The following is a 23,661-nucleotide window of genomic DNA, read 5'->3' on the forward strand; positions in this document are numbered from 1 at the left end:
ACCCCTTCCCATCCCGAACAGGACCGTGAAACGACTCCACGCCGATGATAGTGCGGATACCCGTGTGAAAGTAGGTAATCGTCAGGCTCCCCTTAAAAACCCCTTGTAGCCAAAGCTGCAAGGGGTTTTTGCTTTGGGCCCGCGCTTTGCATCCAAGCTTTGTACCCGCGCTTTGTGCTGTCTCTCTGTGCTCTCGCTTTGCCCTCACGCTTTACACCGGTACTTTGCAGCCGAGGCTTTGGCTGCCGGATCCCGTTGCTGCGCCCGTGTCGGCTAGCCTGATTCCCAGAAGCGTCCGGAAGAAGACGACGCGCTCCGGTATCACGGCGCACGTCGCGTAATGCCCTCCAATGCTCCCAGCTTAATCGCAACATGGCCTGCGGCTAGTGCTGCATTTCTTGTGATGCCTTGTGTCTGATCGATCTCAACGGTCAGCCGCTACTTTCGATAAGAGCGAAGTACCCATGAGCACCACCGCAATCGACGAGTCGACGAGATCACGGTGGTTCAGGCATTGCCGACTGAAGCCACCCATGGAATCACGATGGCAGCCCGGTGGCCTTTGCCACTTTCGAACGAGATCACGGTGGTTCAGACATTTCGGACTGAAGCCACCCGTGGAATCACGATGGCAGCCCGGTGGCCTTTGCCACTTTCGATTCAGGGGGATAGCACCCAAGAGCACTGCGTCTTAGATAGATCGCAGCGGGTTCGGCGCTTCGGACAGATGCTAGCCCGCAAGTCGACAATGACCCACAGGGTAACGGTGACTCTCGGTGGATTGGAACGATGACGCACTGTGGGGCAGCGCCGTCATTGAGACGGCTACCGGCTTGCGGATACTGCTGCCGGCGTCTCGTAACTGAGGGGCGGGGAGATACGAGTCGATGCCCTCAATCTGCTGGGCAACGACTCGTAAAGACAACTGAAACAGCTAAGCAGCTAGCCGACGACGTCGGTCGTCGGTGCTGCAAATTTGTTAGCGGGCTGTGGCCAGGACCCTACGCACGATGACTACGCAGATGCCGACGAATACGATCAGTGCGAGCCATTCGGACGTCGAGGCGAAACTGCTGCCGACGAGTGCGAGCGGGGCGTCCGAGCCGGTGAAGCCGACGACCATCGCCATCGCAACACCCACGAGACTTTCGCCAACGATCAGGCCGGACGCCAGCAACACGCCGCGTCGCTCCGCCGCTTCCGCGTAGGGGCCGTAATCCTCCCCCTTTGCCTTCGCACGTGCCTTCAATACACGCTGCGCAATCCACCCCAACAACGCACCGATCACCAGCACCGAACCGATCGTCGGTGGCAAATAGATGCCAATACCCACGGCAATGACCGGTACACGCGCAACACCACCGCGCTTGGCCAACACCGCATCGATGGCAATCAACGTGAGACCGAGCACCGCCCCAATGCCTAACATCGACCAGTCGAGCTGGTGCGTGAAGATGCCCTTGGCAATCGCCGTCATCAGAATCGCCTGCGGCGCCGACAACGCTTGCGACGGATCCATTCCCGGACGCGGCAACGCATCCGTAAAGCCGTACGCGTTGTAGAGCAGATTGAGCACCGGCGGAATCACCGCCGCACCGACCACGCAACCGACGAGCAACGCCACCTGCTGACGCCACGGCGTCGCCCCCACAAGCCAACCCGTCTTCAGATCCTGAAGGTTATCGTTCGAGATGGTCGCGATAGCGATGACGGCAGCCGTCGTGAAGAGTGCCAACGCAATCGCCAGCTTGCTTCCCGCGCCCGTGTCGAGCAACCCACTCGCCTGGCTGACGCTCAGAATCAGCAGCGAGACGAGTACCACAGCCACAATCCCGATGCCCGAAATCGGACTGGCAGACGATCCCACCAACCCGGCCATGTAGCCGCACGCGGCAGCCACCAGAAAACCGAAGACGACCGCAAACACCACGCTGCAAATGACCAACGTCGCGATCGCACCGAACGACAGCGGCGCATCCGCCAGGAACACCCCGAACGTCACGACCCAGACGGCCACACACAGCAAAGTCAGTCCGATCACCCAATACGGCGACAGATCCTGCTCCGTTCGCGCCAACGCACCTGCCCCGCGCGCACCGCGCGACTTACCCAACGCGGCAAACGACGTCTTCACACCATCGACCATCGGCTTTGCCAACGTAATCAACGTCCAGACAGCGGCCACGCCGATCACGCCGGCGCCGATGAAGCGCACCTTGTGCTGCCACAGCCCGTTGGCGAACGCGGCCATCGCCACGCCATCGGGATTCGGCGTGATGGAAGTGAGCACCGGCACCGCGATACCCCACGTCAGCACAACGCCGAGCAGGATCGCCAGCCCGGACACGATACCGATGAGATAGCCGGCACCGATCAACGCGAGCGAGAAACCCGTCGTGAGACGAAAGACAGCGGCACCCGCAGGAATCCACGCCGTGATGCTCTCACCGAGCACCTTCAGTCCCGCCGTTGCAAACGCGAAAAGCGCCGACACCACGCCGCCGAACGCAATCTCGCGCACGCCACTGGATTCGTTACCCGTCGCGGCCTTCTTGCCAGCCGTAGGCGTGCCTTCATCCCCCTCGCTGCCGACGCGCAGAATTTCCGCCGCCGCGACACCTTCGGGATAAGGCAGGTCACTGTCGACGACCATCGCGCGTCGCAGCGGAATGGTGAACAGCACGCCGAGAATGCCGCCCGACGCACAGATCGCCAGCGTCAGGCCGAACGGAAAGCCCTGCCAATGCCCGATCATCAGCAAACCGGGCAAGACGAAGATGATCGACGAGAGCGTGCCGGCTGCGGACGCCTGCGTCTGCACCATATTGTTCTCGAGGATGTTGCCGCCACGCAGCGCCCGCAATACGGCCATCGAAATGACGGCCGCGGGAATCGAAGACGAAAACGTCAGACCGACCTTGAGGCCGAGATATACGTTGGATGCGGTGAACACTACGGTGATCAACGCACCGAGGATCATGCCGCGCACCGTCAGCTCGGGAAGCGAGACGGCGTCGGGAATTCGGGTCGGATGAGATGCCATGTACGAATCGGGGGGATTTTTCGCCCAATGGGAATGTGGCGCAGATTGTATGCGCCCACGTGGTGTATCGCCAGTCTTGACGCGCGCGCTAGAACAGTCGTTCGAATCTGACCCTATGAGGCGTGCACCTCCGCGCAACCTCGTTCATCCCCGTCTCACATACGCCATACGCAGAATGCTGCCCATATCCATCTGCTTATCAGATGGAATCTAACTTTTCTCAATTGATTTATTGATGGATGATGCGGGTTTTCCCTAGAAATCAATGAATGCGCCGGATAGCTCGGAAGTCACGCAGACAACCGGACCGGCGCGAAGAAGCAAAGGAGTTTTCCGATGTCCAGTCTGCATACCTCAACACATCCGGTTCCCCACACTCGCGACACCCGTCGTTGGTGGGTACTGGCTATCGTGTCGGTGGCGCTGCTGCTCATCGTGATCGACATGACGGTGCTCTATACGGCACTGCCGCGTCTGACCCACGATCTCGCAGCGACGGCCTCCGCCAAGCTGTGGATCGTCAATGCCTATGCACTCGTCGTATCGGGTCTGCTGCTCGGCATGGGCACGCTCGGCGATCGCCTGGGCCACAAGCAACTGTTTCTCGCCGGCCTCGTCGTTTTCGGCGTCGCTTCGCTTGCTGCGGCCTTCGCGCCGAGCGCTAATGTGTTGATCGTCGCGCGCGGCTTCCTCGGTGTGGGGGCTGCGATGATGATGCCCGCGACGCTTTCGCTGATTCGCCTGACCTTTGCCGATCCGCATGAGCAAGCGCTCGCTATCGGTATCTGGGCGTCGGTCGCCTCGGGTGGCGCGGCGTTTGGCCCGATCGTCGGCGGGGCGCTGCTTGAACACTTCTGGTGGGGTTCGGTCTTTCTGATCAACGTACCCATCGTGCTGATCGCGCTGCCTGTGGCCTGGTGGCTGATCCCGAATCGTGGGGCGACGTCGACGCAACCGTGGGATTGGCTCGGTTCGCTGCTCTTCATGGTCGGTCTGATCGGCGTGACGTACGCGATCAAGAGCGCGGGCAAGATGTCGCCCGACTGGACGACGGTCGGCGTCGCGGTGCTCGTCGGCGCCATCTTCCTGTGGGCGTTCGTCAAGCGTCAGCAACGCAGCGAGCACCCACTGCTCGACTTCGCGCTATTCCGCAACCCGGTGTTCGCCGGCGCCGTTGCCGCCGCACTGATCGCCGCTGCTGCGTTGATCGGCATGCAACTGGTGTTCAGTCAGCGTCTGCAACTGGTCCTGGGTTACTCGCCGCTTGCCGCCGGGTTGGCGGGGATGCCGTTGTCGTTGGCGGCATTCGTCGCCGGGCCGATTGCGGGACGTATGCTGCCGCGCATGGGAAGTACGCGCTTGCTGTCGATTTCGCTGACGATGTCGGCCGTCGGTATGGCGGGCTACCTCTTCCTGCGTGATTCCGGGTTCGTCCTGTGGGGACTCGCGCTGGTGATCCTCGGGCTTGGCGTCGGGGCGACGATGGCTGCCGCCTCGCACACCATCATGCAGAGTGCGCCGCCCGAGCGTGCGGGCATGGCCGCGTCGGTGGAAGAGGTGTCATACGAACTCGGTGGCGCGCTCGGCGTGACGTTCATGGGCAGCTTGCTGACGTTCGTCTACGGTCGTGCGATGGATGTGCCGCAAGTCGCTTCGTTGCCCGACACCGTGCGCGATAGCCTCGACGAAGCGCAGATCGTCGCCGAGCATCTGTCGCCGGGAATGGCTGATACGCTCACGACGTTGTCCAACACGGCCTTCAATCTAGGCTTCGACGCCGTGATCGGCACCGGGGCATTGCTGCTGCTCGTCACTGCTATCTGGGGACGCTGGCACGCACGCAAGCGCTAACCGGTCGTCTTCATCCCTACACAAGCACCTACCGCAAGGAACACGACAGCCAGTGTGCGATACGCACACCGTCCAGTCGTGAGCCTTCGGGGGTATCGCTACCGAGCATGGTCACGATGACGGGACGTGTCTTGTGCACCATCACGCGCATCACCATGTTGTGTCCCGACTCGTTGATGAAGCCGGTTTTCTGCACGCTCGCGTGGACTTTCCCGTAGCGCACCAGTCGATTCGTATTGACGTACTGCAACTGTCCTTTGCCCGTAGGCACGAGTTGCTGGTTATCAATCGAGTAGCGGCGAATGAGCGGATAGCCGTTCGACGCGCGCACCAGTCGCGCCAGTTCGCGCGCCGTCGACACGTTTCGCGGCGAGAGCCCCGTGGAGTTCTCGAAGCGTGTATTCGGCATGTTGAGCAGGCGCGCCTTGGCATTCATCGCCGAGATAAACGCGGGACGTCCGCCCGGATAGTCGCGGCTCAGCGCTGCCGCTGCGCGATTCTCGGAGGCCATCAGCGAGATGTGCAGCATGTCGGCGCGCGAGAGCGTCGAGCCTACCGCCAGACGCGAATGCGTGAACTTGAGCGTGTCGAGATCTGCGTTGGTGACGCTCAGCGGCGCACGCATGGCCGGGCCGCTATCGAGCCAGACGACCGCCGTCATGAGCTTCGAGAGCGACGCGATGGGGCGCACCTGATCCGCGTTGCGTGCGAACAGCGGCGTATGCGTTTTCTCGTCGACGATATAGACGGCCTTTGAGAACAGCCGCTTGCGCGACGCTGGCGTGAAGCCGCATCGCGCAAGCAGACGTGGCTTGGCGTCGGTACTCACTTGTGCAGAAGCGGGCGCTGTGTCGGTGTTTGCCGTGACCGCCCCTGCCGCTCCAGCCGCCACACTCCCGGCGCCCGCAACGGCCGCCGTTCTGGGCACTGCCTTGCGTCTGGCTGTCGTTGGCGCCCGTTGGGCCGTCGATCTCACCGCCTTGGCATGACGCGGCGGCACAGCCTTCTTCGCGCCCCGTGCGGTCCGCGATTTCGCCGAATGACTCGCCGCACGCTTGCGCGAGGCGCTTGCCGTCGCCTTGCGCTGCGGGGCTGCCTTGGCCTTCTTTGCCACGGGCTTTTTCTTCTTGACGACGTCGTGACGGCGTTTGCCGGTGCTCGTGTGATGTGCGTTGGCAGCGAGCGCGTCGCTCACCGGCAGCCCCGCAATCAACAGAATGACGCCGAACATCACCAGACGGGCGAGGGCAATGGCGCGAGGCGACATGCGGTAAAGGCGGGGCAGGGACGGGCTGAGCAGCGGGTACCACAAGGCGGACATCTTCGCGAGGTTCCGTAGAGACAAGCGGTGGGCGGATGATTCGCGTCGGCAAAAGAGCCGCGCTGCGCGGCAGGCATCGCCACACAGAGCACGGACGCAATTCACGGGGAAACCTGTTGGACGACGCGTCAGCGAGGAGTTCCTGAATTTCTCGATCGCGTATTACAAAAAGTTACATGTGCAGAACCTTCGGCGTACGAATGCTCTTCGCGCGGCGAACCATTAGCTTTACGCAATTGGTTATTGGACGCTCCCGGGCGTCGCTTCCTAGACTGTGCGTTCGCCTCAACCGGCGTCACCGATACCAACATCAAGGGGAGTTTTCATGCAACGCCGCCAATTGTTTCGTCTGCTCGGCAGTCTCTCGATCGCATTCGCCATCGGCACGGTGGGGGCGCTGGGGACGATGGCGGCCCACGCGGCCGACAAGCCGCTCAAGGTCGGTGTGCGTGGCGGCGTCGACGAGGAAATCTGGGAAGTGGTCACGAAAGTCGCGAAATCGCGTGGCCTGAACGTCGAACCCATCGTCGTGAGCGGCACCGCCAGCCCGAACGAAGCGCTCAACAACGGCGATCTCGACGCCAACTCGTTCCAGCACATTCCGTTCCTGCGCGATCAGATCAAGCAGCGTGGCTACAAGCTGGTGTCGGTCGGCGACACGTTGATCTCGCCGATCGCTTTCTATTCGAAGAAGTACAAGTCGCTCGAATCCCTGCCCGAAGGCGCGAAGATCGGCTTGCCTAACGACCCGAGCAACCAGACGCGCGCGCTCGTGATCCTGCGCGATCACGGACTGATCAAACTGCGCGATGGCTTCGATCCGTACACCGGTACGGCCACGCTCTCCGACGTGACGGCGAACCCCCGCAAGCTCCAGTTCATCGAAAGCGCATCGGTGGTGCTCGCACGTTCGTTGCCGGATGTCGACGCGTCGGCCATCGTCAACAGTTTTGCCTATCAGGCGGGCCTGATCGCCACGCGCGACGGCATCGCAGTGGAGAAGCGCGAGAACAATCCGTACGTGAACATCATCGCCGTGCGCGAGAAGGACAAGAACGCCCCGTGGGTCGCGCCGCTGGTCAAGGCCTATCAGTCTGAAGAAGTGCGCAAGTTCATCGAGACGAAGTATCAGGGCTCGGTGGTCCCGGCGTTCTGATGTCCCGACGTCCTGAACCGAACGCACACCCCACACCCCCACACCTGGTACCCAGCCCATCACCTACGAGGAGCCGACGATGACGACACGAAACGCCGGCGCTGCCCCCGTTACCCGTCTGCCTACGGCAGCCGCACGCGAGGTCGCGCACATTACCTTCGACGGACTCGGCAAGGTCTATCCGGGCGCATCGAGCGCTGCGCTGCAAGACATCTCCTTCGCGGTGCAACGCGGCGAGAGCTTCGGCATCATCGGGCGCAGCGGCGCGGGCAAGTCCACGCTGTTGCGCACGATCAACGCGCTGGAGTTGCCGAGCGCAGGGCACATCAAGGTGGATGGCGTGGACATCGCATCGCTCGACGACGAGGCGCTGGTCGGTCTGCGTCGGCGTGTGGGCATGATCTTCCAGCACTTCAATCTGTTGTCCGCGAAGACCGTCTTCGAGAACGTCGCGCTGCCGTTGCGGGTGGCGGGCGTACCGAAAGCGAAGATCGCGCCGCGCGTGAACGAACTGCTCTCGCTTGTCGGTCTCTCGGGCAAGGCCGACGCCTATCCCGCCATGCTCTCGGGCGGGCAGAAGCAGCGCGTGGGCATTGCCCGCGCCCTCGTGCATCGCCCTGAAATCCTGCTGTGTGACGAAGCCACATCCGCGCTCGACCCAGAGACGACCGACGCGATCCTTGCCCTGCTCGGCGACGTGCAGCGCGAATTCGGGTTGACGGTCGTGCTCATCACGCATGACATGGGTGTCATCCATCAGGCTTGCGACCGCGTGCTGGTGCTCGATCAGGGACGCATCGCCGAACTCGGTCCGGTCGACGAAGTCTTCGACAATCCGCTGGCCGAGGCAACGCGAGCGTTGCTGCGTCCGCTGCAACATGCGTGGCAGGGGCGTCTCTCGCAACGCGCGCCGACGACTCGACAGGCGCACGCCGTCTGATCTTTCTGGACATTCCATGCTCGACAAATATCTGCGCGCGCTCGGCGAAACCTTGTTGATGGTCACGAGCGCCTGCGCCATCGTCTTCGCGATCGGCATGCTGCTCGCGGTCGTGCTGGTCGTCACGGCACCCGGCGGGCTGGCGCCTCGCCCCCGTTTCAATCGTGCGCTGTCGGTCATCGTAAACCTGTTTCGCGCGGTGCCGTTCATTATTCTGCTGGTGGCGTTGCTGCCGGTCACCCGCTGGATCGTCGGCACGACGATGGGGACGTGGGCCGCCGTGGTGCCGCTCGCCGTGCATCTCATCCCGTTCTTCGCGCGTGTGACGCAGGTCGGTCTGCGCGAGATCGACCCGGGCCTGATCGAAGCGGCCCGCGCGATGGGCTGCCGCCGGTGGCACATCGTGCGGCACGTGTTGTTGCCGGAAGCCTTGCCCGCCATTCTGGGCGGTGCGACGGTGACGGTGATTGCGATGGTCGGTGCGTCGGCGATGGCGGGCGCCGTGGGCGCGGGCGGGCTCGGCGATCTTGCGGTGCGCTATGGCTACGAGCGCTACGAGACCAGCGTCATGTTCAACGTGATCGTCATTCTGGTGGCGCTGGTCACACTGGTGCAGTTCGCGGGCGAACGACTGGCACGTCGCGTCGATCATCGTCGCTGAGACGAAGCCCGGGAGATTCGAGGAAAAATTCGAGGACAAAAAAACGGGGCCGCGATTGCGGCCCCGATTCATTGGCGATCACTTGCATCGCCGACGATCCGGACGATGTCCGGACCGGATCATGCATCAGTACCCGAGTGCGAGACCCGTGTTACGACGCGGATCATTCGCGCCGTAGAAACGGTTCTTGCCGATCGGCTTGCCGCCGAGCGACGGGGCGCCCACGAGAATCGCTGCAATGTGGTTCGCCGGTTGCGGACCTGCGAACTTCTGGCCCCAGCTTTCAAGAATCTTCTGCGTATCCGGGCTGAGGGCGAACGGCTCGATGTTGGTCGCTTCCGGCATCCACTGCTGGTGGAAGCGCGGCGCATCGACCGCTTCTTGCAGGTTCATGCCGTAGTCGATCATGTTGAGCATCGTGAGCAGCGTGGCCGTAATGATGCGGCTGCCACCCGGCGTACCCACGACCATGACCGGCTTGCCATCCTTCGTGACGATGGTCGGGCTCATCGACGACAGCGGACGGCGGCCCGGCCCGATGGCGTTCGCTTCACCCTGGATCAGACCGTACAGGTTCGGCACGCCCACCTTGGCGGTGAAGTCGTCCATTTCGTCGTTGAGCAGCACGCCCGTACCGTTGGCCATGACCTTCGCGCCGAACCAGTCGTTGAGCGTGTAGGTGACCGACACGGCGTTGCCGTCCTTGTCGATGATGGAGTAGTGCGTGGTGTTGCTGCCTTCATGCGGCGGCACACCCGGCTTGATCTCTTGCGAGATACCGGCCTTCTGCGGCTGGATCGCGGCGCGAATCTTGGCGGCGTAGTTCTTGTCGAGCAACTGCGCGATCGGGTTCTTCACGAAGTCCGGGTCGCCCAGATAGCTGTTGCGGTCGACGTAAGCATGACGCATCGCTTCGATGGTGTAGTGCACGCCCTGAGCCGAGTGATAACCCAGCTCCTTCATCGGGTAGCCTTCGAGAATGTTCATGATCTCGCAGATCACCACGCCGCCCGAGCTGGGGGGCGGTGCCGACACCACGTGATAGCCGCGGTAGTCGCATTCGACCGGCGCGAGTTCACGCGTCTGGTACTGGTCGAGATCGGCCTGCGTGATGATGCCGCCGCCGGCCTTCATCGATGCCACCAGCTTGTCGGCGACTTCGCCCTTGTAGAAGCCGTCGGGGCCCTTTGCACTGACCAGCTTGAGCGTGCGTGCGAGGTCCTTCTGCACCAGGCGCTCGCCCGGCTGGAACGGCTGTCCCTTGTTCAGGAAGATGGCGCCCGAGTTGGCGCGGTCCTTCTCGAAATCCTTGGTGGACGTCCACAGCATGTCGACGTCGCCCTGATCCAGCACGAAGCCCTTGTCGGCCAGCGTGATGGCCGGCGCGAGCAGTTGCTGACGCGTCTTCGTGCCGTACTTGCTGCGCGCGTATTCCATGCCCGAGACGGTGCCCGGCACGCCCACGGCCAGATAGCCGGTGGTGGAAGCGCCCTTGATGACGTTGCCGTCCTTGTCGAGGTACATGTTGGCCGTCGCGGCGAGCGGGGCCTTTTCACGGAAGTCGAGGAAGGTCTTGCGGCCGTCGGCGAGCTGGATCGTCATGAAGCCGCCGCCGCCGATGTTGCCCGCTGCCGGGTACACCACCGCGAGTGCATAGCCCACGGCAACGGCTGCGTCGACGGCATTCCCGCCGGCCTTGAGCACATCGACGCCGACTTTCGACGCGAGGTGCTGGGCCGTCACGACCATGCCGTTCTCCGCGCCGACCGGAGCCTGCGATGCCGCGTGAACGTTGAACAGCGCACCGGCCAGCGCCGTGGCCAGGAGAGCTTTGGTGAAGGTTGGGTTTTTCATCGTCTTTCTGTGGTTCTTGTCGTAAGCGAGATAGAAAGGGACTTCAACTGCGGAGGACTTCAACTCCACATTCGACGGACGCACGACGGGCAGCTCACCCTCGTGCACGTGCCTGAGCGAGTGGCACAGCGCCGGGGTGACGTCTCCGCTGCCGGTGTGTCGTACATTGGGAAAAATCCGTCGACCATCGAACGTTAACGCATAACGGGTAATTGGGGAAAGATGTGCCAAAAGTCCGGGCGACGGGCCACGACACGCGACCGGGTGGCTCTGGACAATTGGCAAAACAGCATGCGAGCCTTCAATGACGTGCGCTCGACGTGATTTGGGGTCAGATGCCGGAGGGGAGTTGTCCGTCGAAACGGTGAGGATCGCGAGGCGAAACAGCAGGAAAAGTTCGGAAACCGCCCGATGATGTTGCGTTATCACTACGTTGTGACGTGCGTAGTGTTATGGCGAGCATGGCGTGACGACAGCGAAGATCGCGCTCAAATCTTGAGCAGCGAATGACGGATTGAGCCAGATTGAACTGCGTGTTGAGTATTTGTTGAGTATTTCTTGGTCTTCGTCGAGGCGGCCCATTCAATCCCGGCCGCGCCGCTCTCGCGGCGCGTCGCCGGAATCATCCGATAAGCATCACACGAACATCAGATGAGCAGGTCTTCGTAGAAGGCGCCGAAGGCACGCGTCGGATGGGCGATCTGGATCTCGAGAATCCAGAGGCCGCCGTTGGGCGTGCCGTCCAGATCGGCCAGCCTGCCGCCCTTGTGGATGGCGTGTGGGAAGTCGCTCACCCGATGGCCCTTGATGTCGAGGTTGAGGACCCAGCCCATCGCTTCGGCCTGCGTCTTCGCGAACTCATACAGCGCTTGCCCGGTCACGCCTTCGGCGCGCCAGTGGGCGTGCACGATGTCGAACAGGCGCCTGGCGTCGTCGGCACAGCGCTGCATCTCGGCATCGGTGCCGGTCGTGCGGGTGAAGCCGCAGTCGCCTTCGTGAGCCCCGAACACCACGCCGATATCGATGAAATAGATATCGTCGTCACCGAGCACCGGGTCGTTATCGCTACGTTCGCTGAAGGTGCGCAACGTGTTTTCGCCGAAGCGGATCAACACCGGATGCCAAATGCGGTCCATGCCGAGCGTGCCGAGCAGCGCCTTACCGGCCGCAATGGCTTCCGACTCACGCATGCCGGGCTTGATGATGGCGGCGATTTTTTCGGTCGCCTCCCATGTGAGGGCCTGCGCCCGCTTCATGGCCTCGACGCTGTACTTTGCTCCGACCGCCTCGCGTCGAGCCAGCTCCGTCAACTCCATCGAATTTCTCCACTGATTGTTTTGGCTTGGGGGAACGTCCGTTCGCGTTGCAACCTGCGCAACGGATGTCATGGCATCAAGGATAAGGCCTAACTTGTATAATTCGAAGCGCCATTTATCGGGTGTTTGATTGGGCCACTATGAACGAACCCGGTTGCCGACAAGATGCCTACGTCACGCTTTACCTCCACCACGCTCGCTCACGAATCCATCGCCCTATGCGCCGACGTCACGTAAGCCAGTCGCTCGAACTGCCGCTCTCCGACCGTCATGAGAAGGAGACCCGTCAGGCCTGGGTGTATCGCTGTGTGCGCGAGCGCATCGTGGCCGGCGCATTGCGGCGCGGTGACCGTCTGCCGTCCACGCGCACGCTGGCCGAGCGCTGGGGCGTGTCGCGGGGGATCGTCGAACTCGCTTTTGAGCAATTGACGCTCGAAGGCTATGTGGCGAGTCGTGTGGGGGCGGGCACGGAAGTCGTCGCGGACCTGCCGGGCGCGGGGGCGTCAACGGATCGGGCGAACCCGTGCGTCGCCCCGCCTGAACCGTTGCCGGAAAACGCGGCGTCGCTCGCTTCGAAGACCGGGCGCTCGCCCGATGCCGCGCTGTTCTCGCTACCGGTGTGGCGCAAGCACATGAATCGCGCGCTGCGCACGGTGACGCCGGAACTGCTCGCCGACACCGATCCGCGCGGCTACCTGCCGCTGCGCGAGAGCATCGCCCGCTACGTGCGCATGACACGCGGCATCGCCTGCGAGGCCGCCGAGATCGTTGTGACGACGGGCATCCGGCATGCCATCGATCTCGTGACGGAGGTGTTGGCGGACGACGCCACCGCGTTCTATCTTGAAGATCCCGGCTACAAGAATCTGTCGTCGCTGATTCGCGCGCCGTTGCCGCGTTGCGTGAGTGTGCCGGTCGATGACGAGGGCTTCGTCGTGGATGTGGCGGACCGTGCGGGTGAAGGTCGCTCTGGCATCGCCTACGTCACGCCGGCGCATCAGGCGCCGCTCGGCACGACGATGTCGATCAACCGTCGCATGCAGTTGCTGGAGTGGGCTGTCGCGCGCAACGTGTGGATCGTCGAGGACGATTACGACAGCGAGTTCAGTTACGGCAGCGCGCCGTTACCCGCACTCAAGGCCATCGACACGCACGGCCGCGTGATTCATTGCAGCAGCTTCAACAAGACGCTGTTTCCATCGCTACGCATCGGGTACCTGCTGGCGCCGCCGGCGTTGCTCGCGCGGATTGCGGGATTGCGCTCGGCATCGGGCAGAGCGAACAGTCTCATCGAGCAGATGGCGCTGGCGAGCTATATCGACGCCGGGGATTTCGCGCGACACCTGCGAGCGTCGCGCAGCGTTTATCTGCGACGTCGTAATCTGCTGCTCGAAACGTTACGCGCGCGGATGTCGACCTCGTGTCGCGTCACCGGCGAGCACGCTGGCTTTCACTTCGTACTCTGGCTGCCGAGGCCGGTGGATGAGGCGGCGCTCGTCGCGACGTTGCGCGAACAGGGCGTTTTCGTGGAGGGGCTCAGGGAGTTCACGCGAGCGCAGGCGATGCCACCTGCGCTCGTGCTTGGCTACGCCGCACTGGAAGACGCGCGGTTGCCGGAGATTGCGACGCGAATTGCCCTGGCCATCGATACGGTGGTGCTGGCGGCGCAGGCGGGCGGATGAATTCGCGTCGAGGTCGAAGAACGTGAGACCGAACGTCAGGCCGAACGTCAGGCCGAACGCTTGCGCATTTCGAGCCGGATGACGAACCAGCCGGCCACGGCCGACATGATCGCCAGCGCGTACCACGTCAGCAGATAGCTCATGTGGTTGTTCGGGAACTGCACGACGGTGAGGCCGCCGACCGGGTAATCGCGGTCCTGAGACTGGGCGCGGCTGGTGACGGCTTCGGCATCGTTGGTGATGGCGTTCGCGCTGTCGCTGGCGCCAGGTTTGGCATCGGCATCGACGAAATACGGCGCGACATCGGCCGGCGAGAGCCCGCGCGCGGCGGCAATCGCGCTCACATCTCGCGAGTACCAGAGGTTCTCCGACGGCACGTTCTTGCGCAGGAAGCCGCCGACCGGCTCAGGCATGCGCAGCAGGCCCGTGACCGTGACTTCGCCAGCGGGGGCCGGCGGCACCGATTCCTTCCAGCCCGGCGGCACGAAGCCGCGATTGACGAGCACGTCGCCACCGTCTGCCGTGTGCAGCGGTGTGAGCACCCAGTAACCGCCGCCCAGATCAGTGACAGCTTGCACGAGCGTGTCCTTGTCGAACCGGTAGGTGCCGGTGAGCGACACATGGCGGTATTCGTCGGTTTCCGCGTTCACGGCGGGCCACTGTGCGCGTGTCGGCGCGGCGGACGGCGGCGCATGCACGCGGGAATTCACCCGCTCGATCAGGTCGAGTTTCCAGGCGCGGCGTTGCAACTGCCACGTGCCGAGCGAGGCGAACACGCTCACGAGCACCAGCGTGATGACGCCAAGGATGACCAGCCGAAGGGGGGAAGGTTGGGCGGGGGCGCCGGAAGCGCGCGGGGGACGCTGTGCGTCCCCCGAATTGTGAAGTCGATCGCTGCTCAAGGGAAATGCCGTTCAAGGGAGGTTTTTCGTATCCTGCATCATACCCGGCATCATGTTTTGGTTCAGGTGATACATCACCCAGAGCGAGCCCGAGAGCGTAATGACGACCAGCACGATCGTGAAGATCAGCGAGAGCATGTTCCAGCCGCCCTCGGACTTCGCGTTCATGTGCAGGAAGTAGATCATGTGCACCACGATCTGAATGGCCGCGAGGAAGAGGATCATGATCGCGGTCGTGCTCGATTTCTCGAACACGCCGCCCATCACGAACCAGAACGGAATGGCGGTGAGCACGACCGACAGGATGAAGCCGGTCGCGTAACCGCGCAGGGTGCTGTGCGGTCCTTCGTCGCCATGATCGTGATCATGGTCGTGGTCGTGCCCCTCGGCACCGTGCAGGGTGGAGTCATGGGTGCTCACGGCAGCACTCCCATCAGATAGACGAACGTGAAGACGCCGATCCACACGACGTCGAGAAAGTGCCAGAACATCGACAGACACATCAGACGACGGCGATTCGGCGCGGTGAGGCCGTGCTTGCCGATCTGTACCAGCAGCGTGATCAGCCAGACGATGCCGAACGTGACGTGAAGTCCGTGCGTGCCCACCAGCGTGAAGAACGACGACAGGAACGCGCTGCGCCACGGCCCGGCGCCTTCATGAATCAGGTGCCCGAACTCATACAGTTCCAGCGAGAGAAACGCCGCGCCGAGCAGGCCGGTCACGATCAGCCAGGCGGTCACCGCGCTCTGGCGGCGCTTTTGCATCTCCAGCATCGCGAAACCGTACGTGATGGAGGAGAGCAGCAGGAACGTGGTGTTCAGCGCGACGAGCGGCAGATCGAACAACTCCGCCCCGGTCGGTCCGCCGGCGTAATTGCGACCGAGCACGCCATACGCCGCGAACAGACAGGCGAAGACGAGACAGTCGCTCATCAGATAGATCCAGAAGCCGAGCAACGTGCCACCCGGCGGGTGGTAGTCGGTCGACATCATGAACTTCAGGCTGGCGTCGCCCGGGGGCGCGGGCGTGTGAGCGGCATGGGCGCCGCCGCCGAGCGGGGCGCCGCCTGCCGGGAAGGGTGCGGTCGTCTCAGACATGCTGGGCGAGCAGTCGCGTGCGCGCTGCCTCCGTGTGTTCGACCTGGTCGGCCGGGATGTAGTAGTCGCGGTGATAGTTGAACGTGTGGCCGATCGCCACCGCCAGCAGCGAGACGAATGCCACGATCACCACCAGCCACATGTGCCAGATGAGCCCGAAGCCGCACACCGTCGCCAGACCCGCGAGGATGATGCCCGCGCCGGTGTTCTTCGGCATGTGAATCGGGATGAAGCCATCGTCCGGACGCTTGAAGCCGTGCTGCTTCATCTGCCACCACGCGTCGTTGTCATGGATGAGCGGCGTGAAGGCGAAGTTGTAGACCGGCGGCGGCGACGACGTCGACCATTCCAGCGTGCGTCCGCCCCATGGATCGCCCGTGTCGTCGCGCAACTGATCGCGGCGCATGAAGCTCACCACGAGCTGGATGATGAAGCAGCCGATGCCGATGGCGATGAGCAGCGCTCCCACGGCGGCGACCTGGAACCAGATCTGGAGCGACATATCGTCGAAGTGGCTCACGCGGCGCGTCACACCCATCAAGCCCAGCAGATAGAGCGGCATGAAGGCGACATAGAAGCCGATGAACCAGAACCAGAACGAGCACTTGCCCCAGAACGGATCGAGCTTGTAGCCGAACGCTTTCGGGAACCAGTAGGTAATGGCAGCGAACACGCCAAACACGACCCCGCCGATGATCACGTTGTGGAAGTGGGCGATCAGGAACAGACCGTTGTGCAGCGAGAAGTCGGCGGGCGGCACGGCGAGCAGCACGCCGGTCATGCCGCCGATCACGAACGTCACCATGAAGCCGACCGTCCAGAGCATCGGCACTTCGAAGTGGATTCGCCCGCGATACATCGTGAACAGCCAGTTGAATATCTTCGCCCCGGTCGGTATCGAGATGATCATCGTCGTGATCCCGAAGAACGAGTTCACGCTCGCGCCCGAGCCCATCGTGAAGAAGTGGTGCAGCCACACGAGGTACGACAGCACCGTAATCACGACCGTGGCGTAGACCATCGACGCGTAACCGAAGAGCCGCTTGCCGGAGAACGTGGCGACGACTTCCGAGAACACGCCGAACACCGGCAGCACGAGAATGTAGACCTCCGGGTGGCCCCAGATCCAGATGAGGTTCACGTACATCATGGCGTTGCCGCCGAGATCGTTCGTGAAGAAGTTGGTGCCGGCGTAGCGATCGAGCGCGAGCAGTGCGAGCACGGCGGTAAGCACCGGGAACGCAGCGACGATCAGCACGTTGGTGCACAGCGAGGTCCACGTGAACACCGGCATGCGCATCATCGTCATGCCCGGCGCGCGCATCTTCACGATGGTCACGAGCAGGTTGATCCCGGAAAGCAAGGTGCCCACCCCCGCGATCTGCAACGCCCATATGTAGTAATCGACGCCCACGTCCGGGCTTTGCAGAATGCCCGAGAGCGGCGGGTAAGCCAGCCAGCCGGTGCGTGCGAATTCGCCGACGAAGAGCGACATCATCACGAGCACCGCGCCGCTCGTCGTCATCCAGAAGCTGAAGTTGTTGAGGAACGGGAAGGCCACGTCGCGCGCACCGATCTGCAAGGGCACCACGAAGTTCATGAGCCCGGTGACCAGCGGCATCGCCACGAAGAAGATCATGATCACGCCATGCGCCGTGAAGATCTGGTCGTAGTGGTGCGGCGGCAGATAGCCCATGTTGTCGCCGAACGAGACCGCCTGCTGCATGCGCATCATGGCGGCGTCGGCAAAGCCGCGCAGCAACATGATGATGCCCAGAATCACGTACATGATGCCGATCTTCTTGTGATCGATACTCGTGAACCACTCTCGCCAGAGATAGCCCCACAGCTTGAAATAGGTGATGGCGCCCACCACCACGATGCCGCCGATCGCCACGCCCGCAAAGGTCGCGAGCAGGATCGGTTCGTGGTACGGGATGGCCTCTAGCGTGAGGCGGCCGAAGATCAGCTTGACGATGTCCATAAGCTCGAACCTGGGATCATTCGCGCGCGAGGCGCATGATTGTCGACGGTTGGGCGCGGTGGTCCATCACTGCGCAAGCGCGTTGCCGGGAACGCGTCTGGCCTCCGACGCGAACTGCACGGTGTTCTGTGCGGTGCACATGGCGTCGGAGAGCAAGGCGTCGGTGCTGCGCGAGCGCGCCCGGCTGGCATGCGAGTGATTGGGCTGATCCATCATGTCCTTCAGACAGGTCTGTCCCGGCTGGACACAACGGTTCAGGATCGCGTCGTAGAGATCGGGCGCGACATCGGCGTAGTACTTCACCGGCACCCACTCGCTCGGTTTCGCGAGCGCCTCGTACTTGTCGCGCGAGAGGTTCTCGCCGCGGGCCTTGACCTGTCGCACCCACGCGTCGAATTCGTCCGCCGTCATGCCGTGGAACTTGAAGCGCATGCCCGAGAAGCCTGCCCCGCTGTAGTTCGCGGAGAAGCCGTCGTACACGCCGGGCTTGTTGATGACTGCATGCAGCTTCGTTTCCATGCCCGGCATGGCGTAAATCTGACCGGCCAGCGCGGGGACGAAGAACGAATTCATCATCGTCGTCGACGTAATCTCGAAGCGAATCGGTCTGTCGACAGGCGCGGCCAGTTCATTGACCGTCGCAATGCCCTGATCGGGGTAGAAGAACAGCCACTTCCAGTCCATCGCCACCACTTGCACGGTGAGCGGCCGGGTGTCGGGCGGTATCTCGCGTTTCGCGTCGATGCGTTCGAGCGGCCGGTACGGATCGAGCTTGTGGGTGCTGACCCAGGTGAGCGCACCCAGCGCGATGATGATCAGCAGCGGCGCGGCCCAGATCAGCAGTTCTAGCAGCGTCGAGTGATCCCACTCGGGGGTGTAGACGGCGTTCTTGTTCGATGCCCGGTATCGCCAGGCGAACAGCAATGTCAGCACGATCACCGGCACGATGATCAGCAACATCAGAACGGTGGAAATGATGATGATGTCCCGCTGCCTCACCGCGAGATCCCCCGAAGGCGACATCAGAACGGTATTGCAGCCGGACAACAACGCCACGAGGGCGAGGGCGGGGAGCAAAAGTACCCCGCGAGGGAACTTGGGGGAAGTCATGCTGCGATCGATGGAACCGTAGCCTTAGACCGTGACCATCATGGACTGCCCTCCCGCATGCAGCAATTTAGGGTAAACCCTATGGCGGCAACTCGAGATACCTGCGATGCTTTTCTGGCACGAGTGTTTCATCGTCAGCCCGCGCCATCCCGATCCGCCCGATCCGTGAGGGGGTCCGATAATGTCAAGCAGTGCTCATCATTCGCCCACGCCGGGCGTACCCGCCGCACCGACGGCGCACGATCACGGGAGCAAGTCCCGCATCGCGCCGGAGGAAATTGCGGTTGGCGTGGTCGTTGGACGCGCCTCCGAGTACTTCGACTTTTTCGTGTTCGGCATCGCTGCCGTGCTCGTCTTTCCACACGTCTTCTTTCCATTTGCCGACGGGCTGCACGGCCTGCTGTACTCGTTCACGATCTTCTCTTTCGCCTTCATCTCGCGTCCATTCGGCACGGCATTGTTCATGAACGTGCAACGCCGCTGGGGACGCAGCGTGAAGCTCACGGCGGCGCTGTTCGTGCTCGGCACGGCCACGGCCGGCATGGCCTTCCTGCCGGGGCACGCGGTGCTCGGCGATCGCGCGATCTGGCTGCTCGCGTTCTTCCGGCTGGTGCAGGGCATCGGCTTCGGCGGCTCGTGGGACGGCCTGCCGTCGTTGCTTGCCATGAACGCACCGCCGCAGCGTCGCGGCTGGTATTCGATGATGGGGCAGTTGGGCGCACCGATCGGGTTCATCATCGCGGCGTCGCTGTTCCTGTTCCTGCACTGGAGTCTGGAGCCCGACGACTTCCTCACGTGGGGCTGGCGCTATCCGTTCTATGTCGCTTTCGCCGTGAACGTGGTGGCGCTCTTTGCGCGGCTGCGTCTGGTGGTCACGCATGAATACACCGCCATGCTCGAAGAAGGGCAACTGGAGCCGATCAGCACGCGCGAGATGGTGCGCTCGCAGGGCTACAACATCTTCCTCGGCGCGTTTGCGGCACTCGCGAGCTACGCGTTGTTCCACCTTGTGACGGTGTTTCCGCTGTCGTGGATTTCGCTGCAAAACACGCAGGATCTGAACAGCGTGCTGATCGTGCAGCTGTGCGGTGCGGTGATCGCGATCATCTGTACGGTGCTCTCGGGACGCATCGCCGACCGCATCGGACGCCGGACCACTTTGGGCCTTTTCGCGATCTTTATCGCCATCTTTGCCCTATTCGCACCGTTCCTCATGGGCGGCGGATCGATGCGTCAGGACATTTTCATTCTGGTGGGCTTCGGCCTGCTCGGTCTGTCCTACGGACAGGCGGCCGGCACGGTGACGTCGAACTTCGAGCAGCGCTTTCGCTACACCGGGGCGGCGCTGACGACCGACTTCGCGTGGTTGCTGGGCGCAGCGTTCGCGCCGCTCGTAGCACTCGGGTTGTCGGCCGAATTCGGGCTGATCGCCGTGAGCGGCTATCTGCTCTCCGGCGCGGTGTGCACACTGCTGGCGCTGCGCATCAACAAGGCACTGGAGACGCGCGACTGACATCGATCACACGTCATGCAACATACCCGCGATGGCGGCGGTGATGTTGTAGGTGCGCGAATCGTGTGCGCGATGAATCATGCCGACGGTGCGCAGCAACGGCGGCTCGGCGATCGGCACGATGCGCAGCGACGGATCGGACTGCCAGTCGCCACGATGCAGCAAGGGCAGCACGGACACGCCGACGTTCTTGCGCACCAGCGCGACGATCGTCTCGATGGAGTTCAGCTCCAGATATTCCGTCACGCTTAGTTTCGCCGCGCGCAACGCCTGCTCCACCACGAGCCCGGTACGAACGCGCCGGTCGAAGCGCAGGAACGCGTGGGCGTCGAGAATGCGCTGCGGGTCCGGCTCGGTGACCTCCCGGTTCACCACCATCACCATGGGCTCGGTGTAGAGCGGCGTCCACACCAGTCCGTCCTGACCGCTGGCATGCACACCGTCAGCAACGTCCGCGCGGCCGACCACGGCGGCGATATCGACTTCCCCCTGTTCCACGAGATCGGTCAGTTCGTCGGAGCGGGCCGACGTCAGGCGAACGTCGAGCCGGGGATGCGCCGTCTTCAATTCCGCGACCACGAGCGACAACGCACCGATGACGGACACCACCGCACCGATGGTCACGGGGCCCTGCATGGCGTCGATGGGCGTGGCGGTCAGTTCGGCGGTCAGCGCGAGAATCTGTTCGACGCGAGGAAACAGATCACGCCCCTGACGGGTGAGCGTGATCTGGCGTCCGCGCCGGTCGAACAGTCGCTGGCCCACGGCGTCTTCCAAACCCCGCATCTGGAGACTGACGGCAGCCTGCGTCAGCGCGGCACGCTCGGCCGCCGCCGCGAACGACCCGGTTTGCGCCACCAGCCGGAACGTTTTCAACATGCGCAACGTGAGCATTTCGATGGGCGTCCCAATGTTAAAAATTACTTAAGCATGAAAAAGAAATATTAATATTTCTTTTGCTTCCGTGGGGGACATAATCGTGTCATGCAGATCCCTCATGACCGCCGAGCCAAGGTTTCGCGGGCAGGAGGGCAGAAAGACCGACCCACACAACGCGCCCCATGACCATGCCCGCAGACGCTGGGCCGGTGCTTGATGTCACCGGACTGTCGCTGAAGTTCTCCAAGGCGGCCGACGCGCCGAATCTGATCGACGGCGTGTCGTTCGCCGTGCATCCCGGCAAGACGCTGTGCATCGTCGGCGAGTCGGGGTGCGGCAAGAGCGTCACGTCGCTGGCCCTCATGGGCCTGCTGCCCAGCCCGCCCGCGAACGTCGTCGCCGGGCGGGCCGTCTTCGAAGGCAAGGACTTGCTCGCGCTGGACGAACGCGACTTCGCCGATCTGCGAGGCAATCGTCTGGCGATGATCTTCCAGGAGCCGATGACCTCGCTCAATCCGTCCTTCACCATCGGTCATCAGATCGAGGAGGGCATTCGGCGTCATCGCGGGCTGGACCGGCGCGCGGCGCGGGCCGAAGCGCTCGAGATGCTCAAGCTCGTGCGCATTCCTGCGCCGGAGACCCGACTGGACAACTATCCGCACGAGCTGTCCGGCGGCATGCGTCAGCGCGTGATGATCGCCATGGCGCTCGCCAACCGGCCGGCGCTGCTCATTGCGGACGAGCCCACCACGGCACTCGACGTCACCATCCAGGCGCAGGTGCTCACGCTCATCCAGACGCTGCAACGCGAGACCGGCACGGCCGTCGTGCTCATCACCCACGATCTGGGCGTGGTCGCCGAGGTGGCGGACGACGTCGCCGTGATGTACGCCGGGCGCATCGTCGAGTACGGCACCGTGGGCGAGATTTTCGATGACCCGCAGCATCCCTACACCATCGGCCTGATGGGGGCGATACCGTCCATCGGCAAACGAGAGGGCACGCTCGCGACGATTCGCGGCTCGGTGCCGTCGCCGGAGCGCATGCCTGCCGGGTGTCGCTTCGCGCCGCGCTGTCCGTTCGCCGAGGCGCGATGCGTGCGTGAAGCGCCCCCCGAGCGCACGTTGTCGGGCGCGCACCGGGTGGCTTGCTGGCTTGCCCCGGTCGAGGCGCTGACACCGCCGCCGTCCGTTCGTGACGAGGTGGCCGCATGAGTGCCAATCACACGCCGCATACACCCCACACGTCGCCGGTGCCGATTCTCGAAGCACGCGACCTGACGAAGCACTTCGGCGGTCACCGCATCGGCTTCTCGCGCGCGCCCACGGTCTATGCCGTGAATGGCGTGTCTTTCGCCGTGCAGGCGGGCGAGACGTTCGCGATCGTCGGCGAGTCCGGTTGCGGAAAATCGACGCTGGGCCGTTTGCTGCTGCGACTGCTCGACGCCACACGCGGTGAAGTGCGCTATCAGGGCGAAGACATCATGACGCTCGGTGCGAACGCGATGCGGCGTTTGCGCCGGGAGCTTCAGATCATCTTTCAGGACCCGTTCGCGTCTCTCAATCCGAGCATGACCGTCGGCGGCCTGATCGGCGAGCCGATTGGGCTGCACGGTCTGGCGCAAGGTCGCGCCAAAGACGAGCGCGTCGCCGAGCTGCTGCGCACCGTCGGCCTGCAACCCGATTACGCACAGCGGTTTCCGCATGAGTTTTCCGGCGGTCAGCGTCAACGTATCGGCATCGCGCGGGCGCTGGCCGGCGAGCCGCGCGTGATCATCGGCGACGAACCGGTCTCGGCGCTGGACGTCTCCGTGCAGGCGCAGGTCATCAATCTGCTGGAGCGGCTCAAGCACGACTTCGGCCTCACGCTCATCATGGTCGCGCACGATCTGGCGGTCATCCGCCACATGAGCGACCGTGTGGCCGTGATGTACCTCGGCGAGATTGTCGAACTGGCGAGCGCCGATGCGCTCTTCGACAACCCGCTGCACCCCTACACGCAGGCGTTGCTTCAGGCGATTCCGGCGAGCCGTCCGCATCTGCGTCGTGAGCGCGCGCCGCTCGGCGGCGAGCTGCCGAGCCCGACCGCACCGCCGCCCGGCTGTCGCTTCCATCCGCGTTGTCCGCATGCGCGTGCCGCGTGTAGCGAGCAGCAACCGATCAACGAAGTGCTGCCCGACGGACGACAGATTGCCTGCCACTTCTGGCAAGAGATTCAGAGCGCCGGCGCGAGCCCCGCACGCGCGGCGGCACCGAGCGAAAAGCTGGGCGAGCGTCTGGCGCTGTATCGCGCAAGACAAGCGCAGGCCGACGCAGCCGTCGCGAATTCCATGTCCGGCGCATAACACCA

The 23,661-nt window shown here is 63.3% G+C and carries 17 protein-coding genes and 1 pseudogene; 8 read left to right on the forward strand and 10 right to left on the reverse strand.

Annotation, left to right across the window (positions count from 1 at the left end):
• Positions 1-979 precede the first annotated feature (979 nt).
• Positions 980-3,043 carry an oligopeptide transporter, OPT family gene (locus tag C5N93_RS05485; protein ID WP_242558556.1) on the reverse strand — a complete coding sequence of 688 codons (2,064 nt, stop codon included), beginning with the start codon at positions 3,041-3,043 and terminating at the stop codon, positions 980-982.
• A 336-nt stretch (positions 3,044-3,379) separates the two neighbouring features.
• On the opposite strand from C5N93_RS05485, the gene C5N93_RS05490 reads away from it, so the two are divergent.
• A complete protein-coding gene (locus C5N93_RS05490) occupies positions 3,380-4,894 on the forward strand; it encodes an MFS transporter (RefSeq protein ID WP_242558557.1) in 1,515 nt (504 codons plus the stop codon).
• Positions 4,895-4,922: 28 nt separating this feature from the next.
• Here C5N93_RS05490 and C5N93_RS05495 read toward each other — a convergent pair whose 3' ends face one another.
• Positions 4,923-6,215, reverse strand: coding sequence for a serine hydrolase (locus tag C5N93_RS05495; RefSeq protein ID WP_242558558.1), 1,293 nt, complete (start codon positions 6,213-6,215; stop codon positions 4,923-4,925).
• A gap of 325 nt (positions 6,216-6,540) precedes the next feature.
• Here C5N93_RS05495 and C5N93_RS05500 point away from each other — a divergent pair, with 325 nt between their 5' ends.
• The 3 genes and pseudogenes from C5N93_RS05500 to C5N93_RS05510 all read left to right on the forward strand — a co-directional run bounded on the left by C5N93_RS05500 (position 6,541) and on the right by C5N93_RS05510 (position 8,972).
• Positions 6,541-7,371: a MetQ/NlpA family lipoprotein gene (locus C5N93_RS05500; RefSeq protein WP_242558559.1), complete on the forward strand. Its 831-nt coding sequence runs from the start codon at positions 6,541-6,543 to the stop codon at positions 7,369-7,371.
• Positions 7,372-7,450: 79 nt separating this feature from the next.
• A pseudogene (locus tag C5N93_RS05505) lies at positions 7,451-8,251 on the forward strand (ATP-binding cassette domain-containing protein); the annotation flags it as partial.
• A 76-nt stretch (positions 8,252-8,327) separates the two neighbouring features.
• Positions 8,328-8,972: a methionine ABC transporter permease gene (locus tag C5N93_RS05510; RefSeq protein WP_242558560.1), complete on the forward strand. Its 645-nt coding sequence runs from the start codon at positions 8,328-8,330 to the stop codon at positions 8,970-8,972.
• A 126-nt stretch (positions 8,973-9,098) separates the two neighbouring features.
• Here the strand turns inward: C5N93_RS05510 and ggt are convergent, their stop codons facing one another.
• Together ggt and C5N93_RS05520 are read right to left on the reverse strand one after the other, a co-directional pair.
• Complete coding sequence (gene ggt, locus C5N93_RS05515) at positions 9,099-10,721, reverse strand: gamma-glutamyltransferase (RefSeq protein WP_240493522.1); 1,623 nt, start codon at positions 10,719-10,721, stop codon at positions 9,099-9,101.
• A 752-nt stretch (positions 10,722-11,473) separates the two neighbouring features.
• Positions 11,474-12,142, reverse strand: coding sequence for a M24 family metallopeptidase (locus tag C5N93_RS05520; RefSeq protein ID WP_242558561.1), 669 nt, complete (start codon positions 12,140-12,142; stop codon positions 11,474-11,476).
• A 218-nt stretch (positions 12,143-12,360) separates the two neighbouring features.
• On the opposite strand from C5N93_RS05520, the gene C5N93_RS05525 reads away from it, so the two are divergent.
• Positions 12,361-13,824: a PLP-dependent aminotransferase family protein gene (locus tag C5N93_RS05525; protein ID WP_242558562.1), complete on the forward strand. Its 1,464-nt coding sequence runs from the start codon at positions 12,361-12,363 to the stop codon at positions 13,822-13,824.
• A gap of 47 nt (positions 13,825-13,871) precedes the next feature.
• Here the strand turns inward: C5N93_RS05525 and C5N93_RS05530 are convergent, their stop codons facing one another.
• The 5 genes from C5N93_RS05530 to cyoA all read right to left on the reverse strand — a co-directional run bounded on the left by C5N93_RS05530 (position 13,872) and on the right by cyoA (position 18,920).
• A complete protein-coding gene (locus tag C5N93_RS05530) occupies positions 13,872-14,639 on the reverse strand; it encodes an SURF1 family protein (protein WP_242558646.1) in 768 nt (255 codons plus the stop codon).
• A 99-nt stretch (positions 14,640-14,738) separates the two neighbouring features.
• On the reverse strand, positions 14,739-15,146 hold the full coding sequence (gene cyoD / locus C5N93_RS05535) for a cytochrome o ubiquinol oxidase subunit IV (protein WP_069342136.1): 408 nt from the start codon (positions 15,144-15,146) through the stop codon (positions 14,739-14,741).
• Entirely contained in the window at positions 15,143-15,826 is a 684-nt protein-coding gene (gene cyoC, locus C5N93_RS05540; protein ID WP_150722682.1) for a cytochrome o ubiquinol oxidase subunit III, read from the reverse strand. Before cyoC ends, cyoD begins: the two co-directional genes overlap by 4 nt.
• Positions 15,819-17,810, reverse strand: coding sequence for a cytochrome o ubiquinol oxidase subunit I (gene cyoB / locus C5N93_RS05545; RefSeq protein ID WP_242558563.1), 1,992 nt, complete (start codon positions 17,808-17,810; stop codon positions 15,819-15,821). Before cyoB ends, cyoC begins: the two co-directional genes overlap by 8 nt.
• A 66-nt stretch (positions 17,811-17,876) precedes the next feature.
• Positions 17,877-18,920, reverse strand: coding sequence for a ubiquinol oxidase subunit II (cyoA, locus tag C5N93_RS05550; protein WP_242558564.1), 1,044 nt, complete (start codon positions 18,918-18,920; stop codon positions 17,877-17,879).
• A 181-nt stretch (positions 18,921-19,101) separates the two neighbouring features.
• On the opposite strand from cyoA, the gene C5N93_RS05555 reads away from it, so the two are divergent.
• A complete protein-coding gene (locus C5N93_RS05555) occupies positions 19,102-20,433 on the forward strand; it encodes an MFS transporter (RefSeq protein ID WP_242558565.1) in 1,332 nt (443 codons plus the stop codon).
• Between the two features lie 6 nt (positions 20,434-20,439).
• Here C5N93_RS05555 and C5N93_RS05560 read toward each other — a convergent pair whose 3' ends face one another.
• Positions 20,440-21,327: a LysR substrate-binding domain-containing protein gene (locus C5N93_RS05560; RefSeq protein ID WP_242558566.1), complete on the reverse strand. Its 888-nt coding sequence runs from the start codon at positions 21,325-21,327 to the stop codon at positions 20,440-20,442.
• 173 nt (positions 21,328-21,500) lie between these two features.
• Between C5N93_RS05560 and C5N93_RS05565 the strand changes: the two genes are divergently transcribed.
• Together C5N93_RS05565 and C5N93_RS05570 are read left to right on the forward strand one after the other, a co-directional pair.
• Entirely contained in the window at positions 21,501-22,526 is a 1,026-nt protein-coding gene (locus tag C5N93_RS05565) for an ABC transporter ATP-binding protein (RefSeq protein ID WP_217432468.1), read from the forward strand.
• Positions 22,523-23,656: an oligopeptide/dipeptide ABC transporter ATP-binding protein gene (locus C5N93_RS05570; protein ID WP_242558567.1), complete on the forward strand. Its 1,134-nt coding sequence runs from the start codon at positions 22,523-22,525 to the stop codon at positions 23,654-23,656. Before C5N93_RS05565 ends, C5N93_RS05570 begins: the two co-directional genes overlap by 4 nt.
• Positions 23,657-23,661: the final 5 nt, after the last annotated feature.

This window comes from Pandoraea sp. LA3 (assembly GCF_022696215.1).
Lineage (GTDB): Bacteria > Pseudomonadota > Gammaproteobacteria > Burkholderiales > Burkholderiaceae > Pandoraea > Pandoraea capi.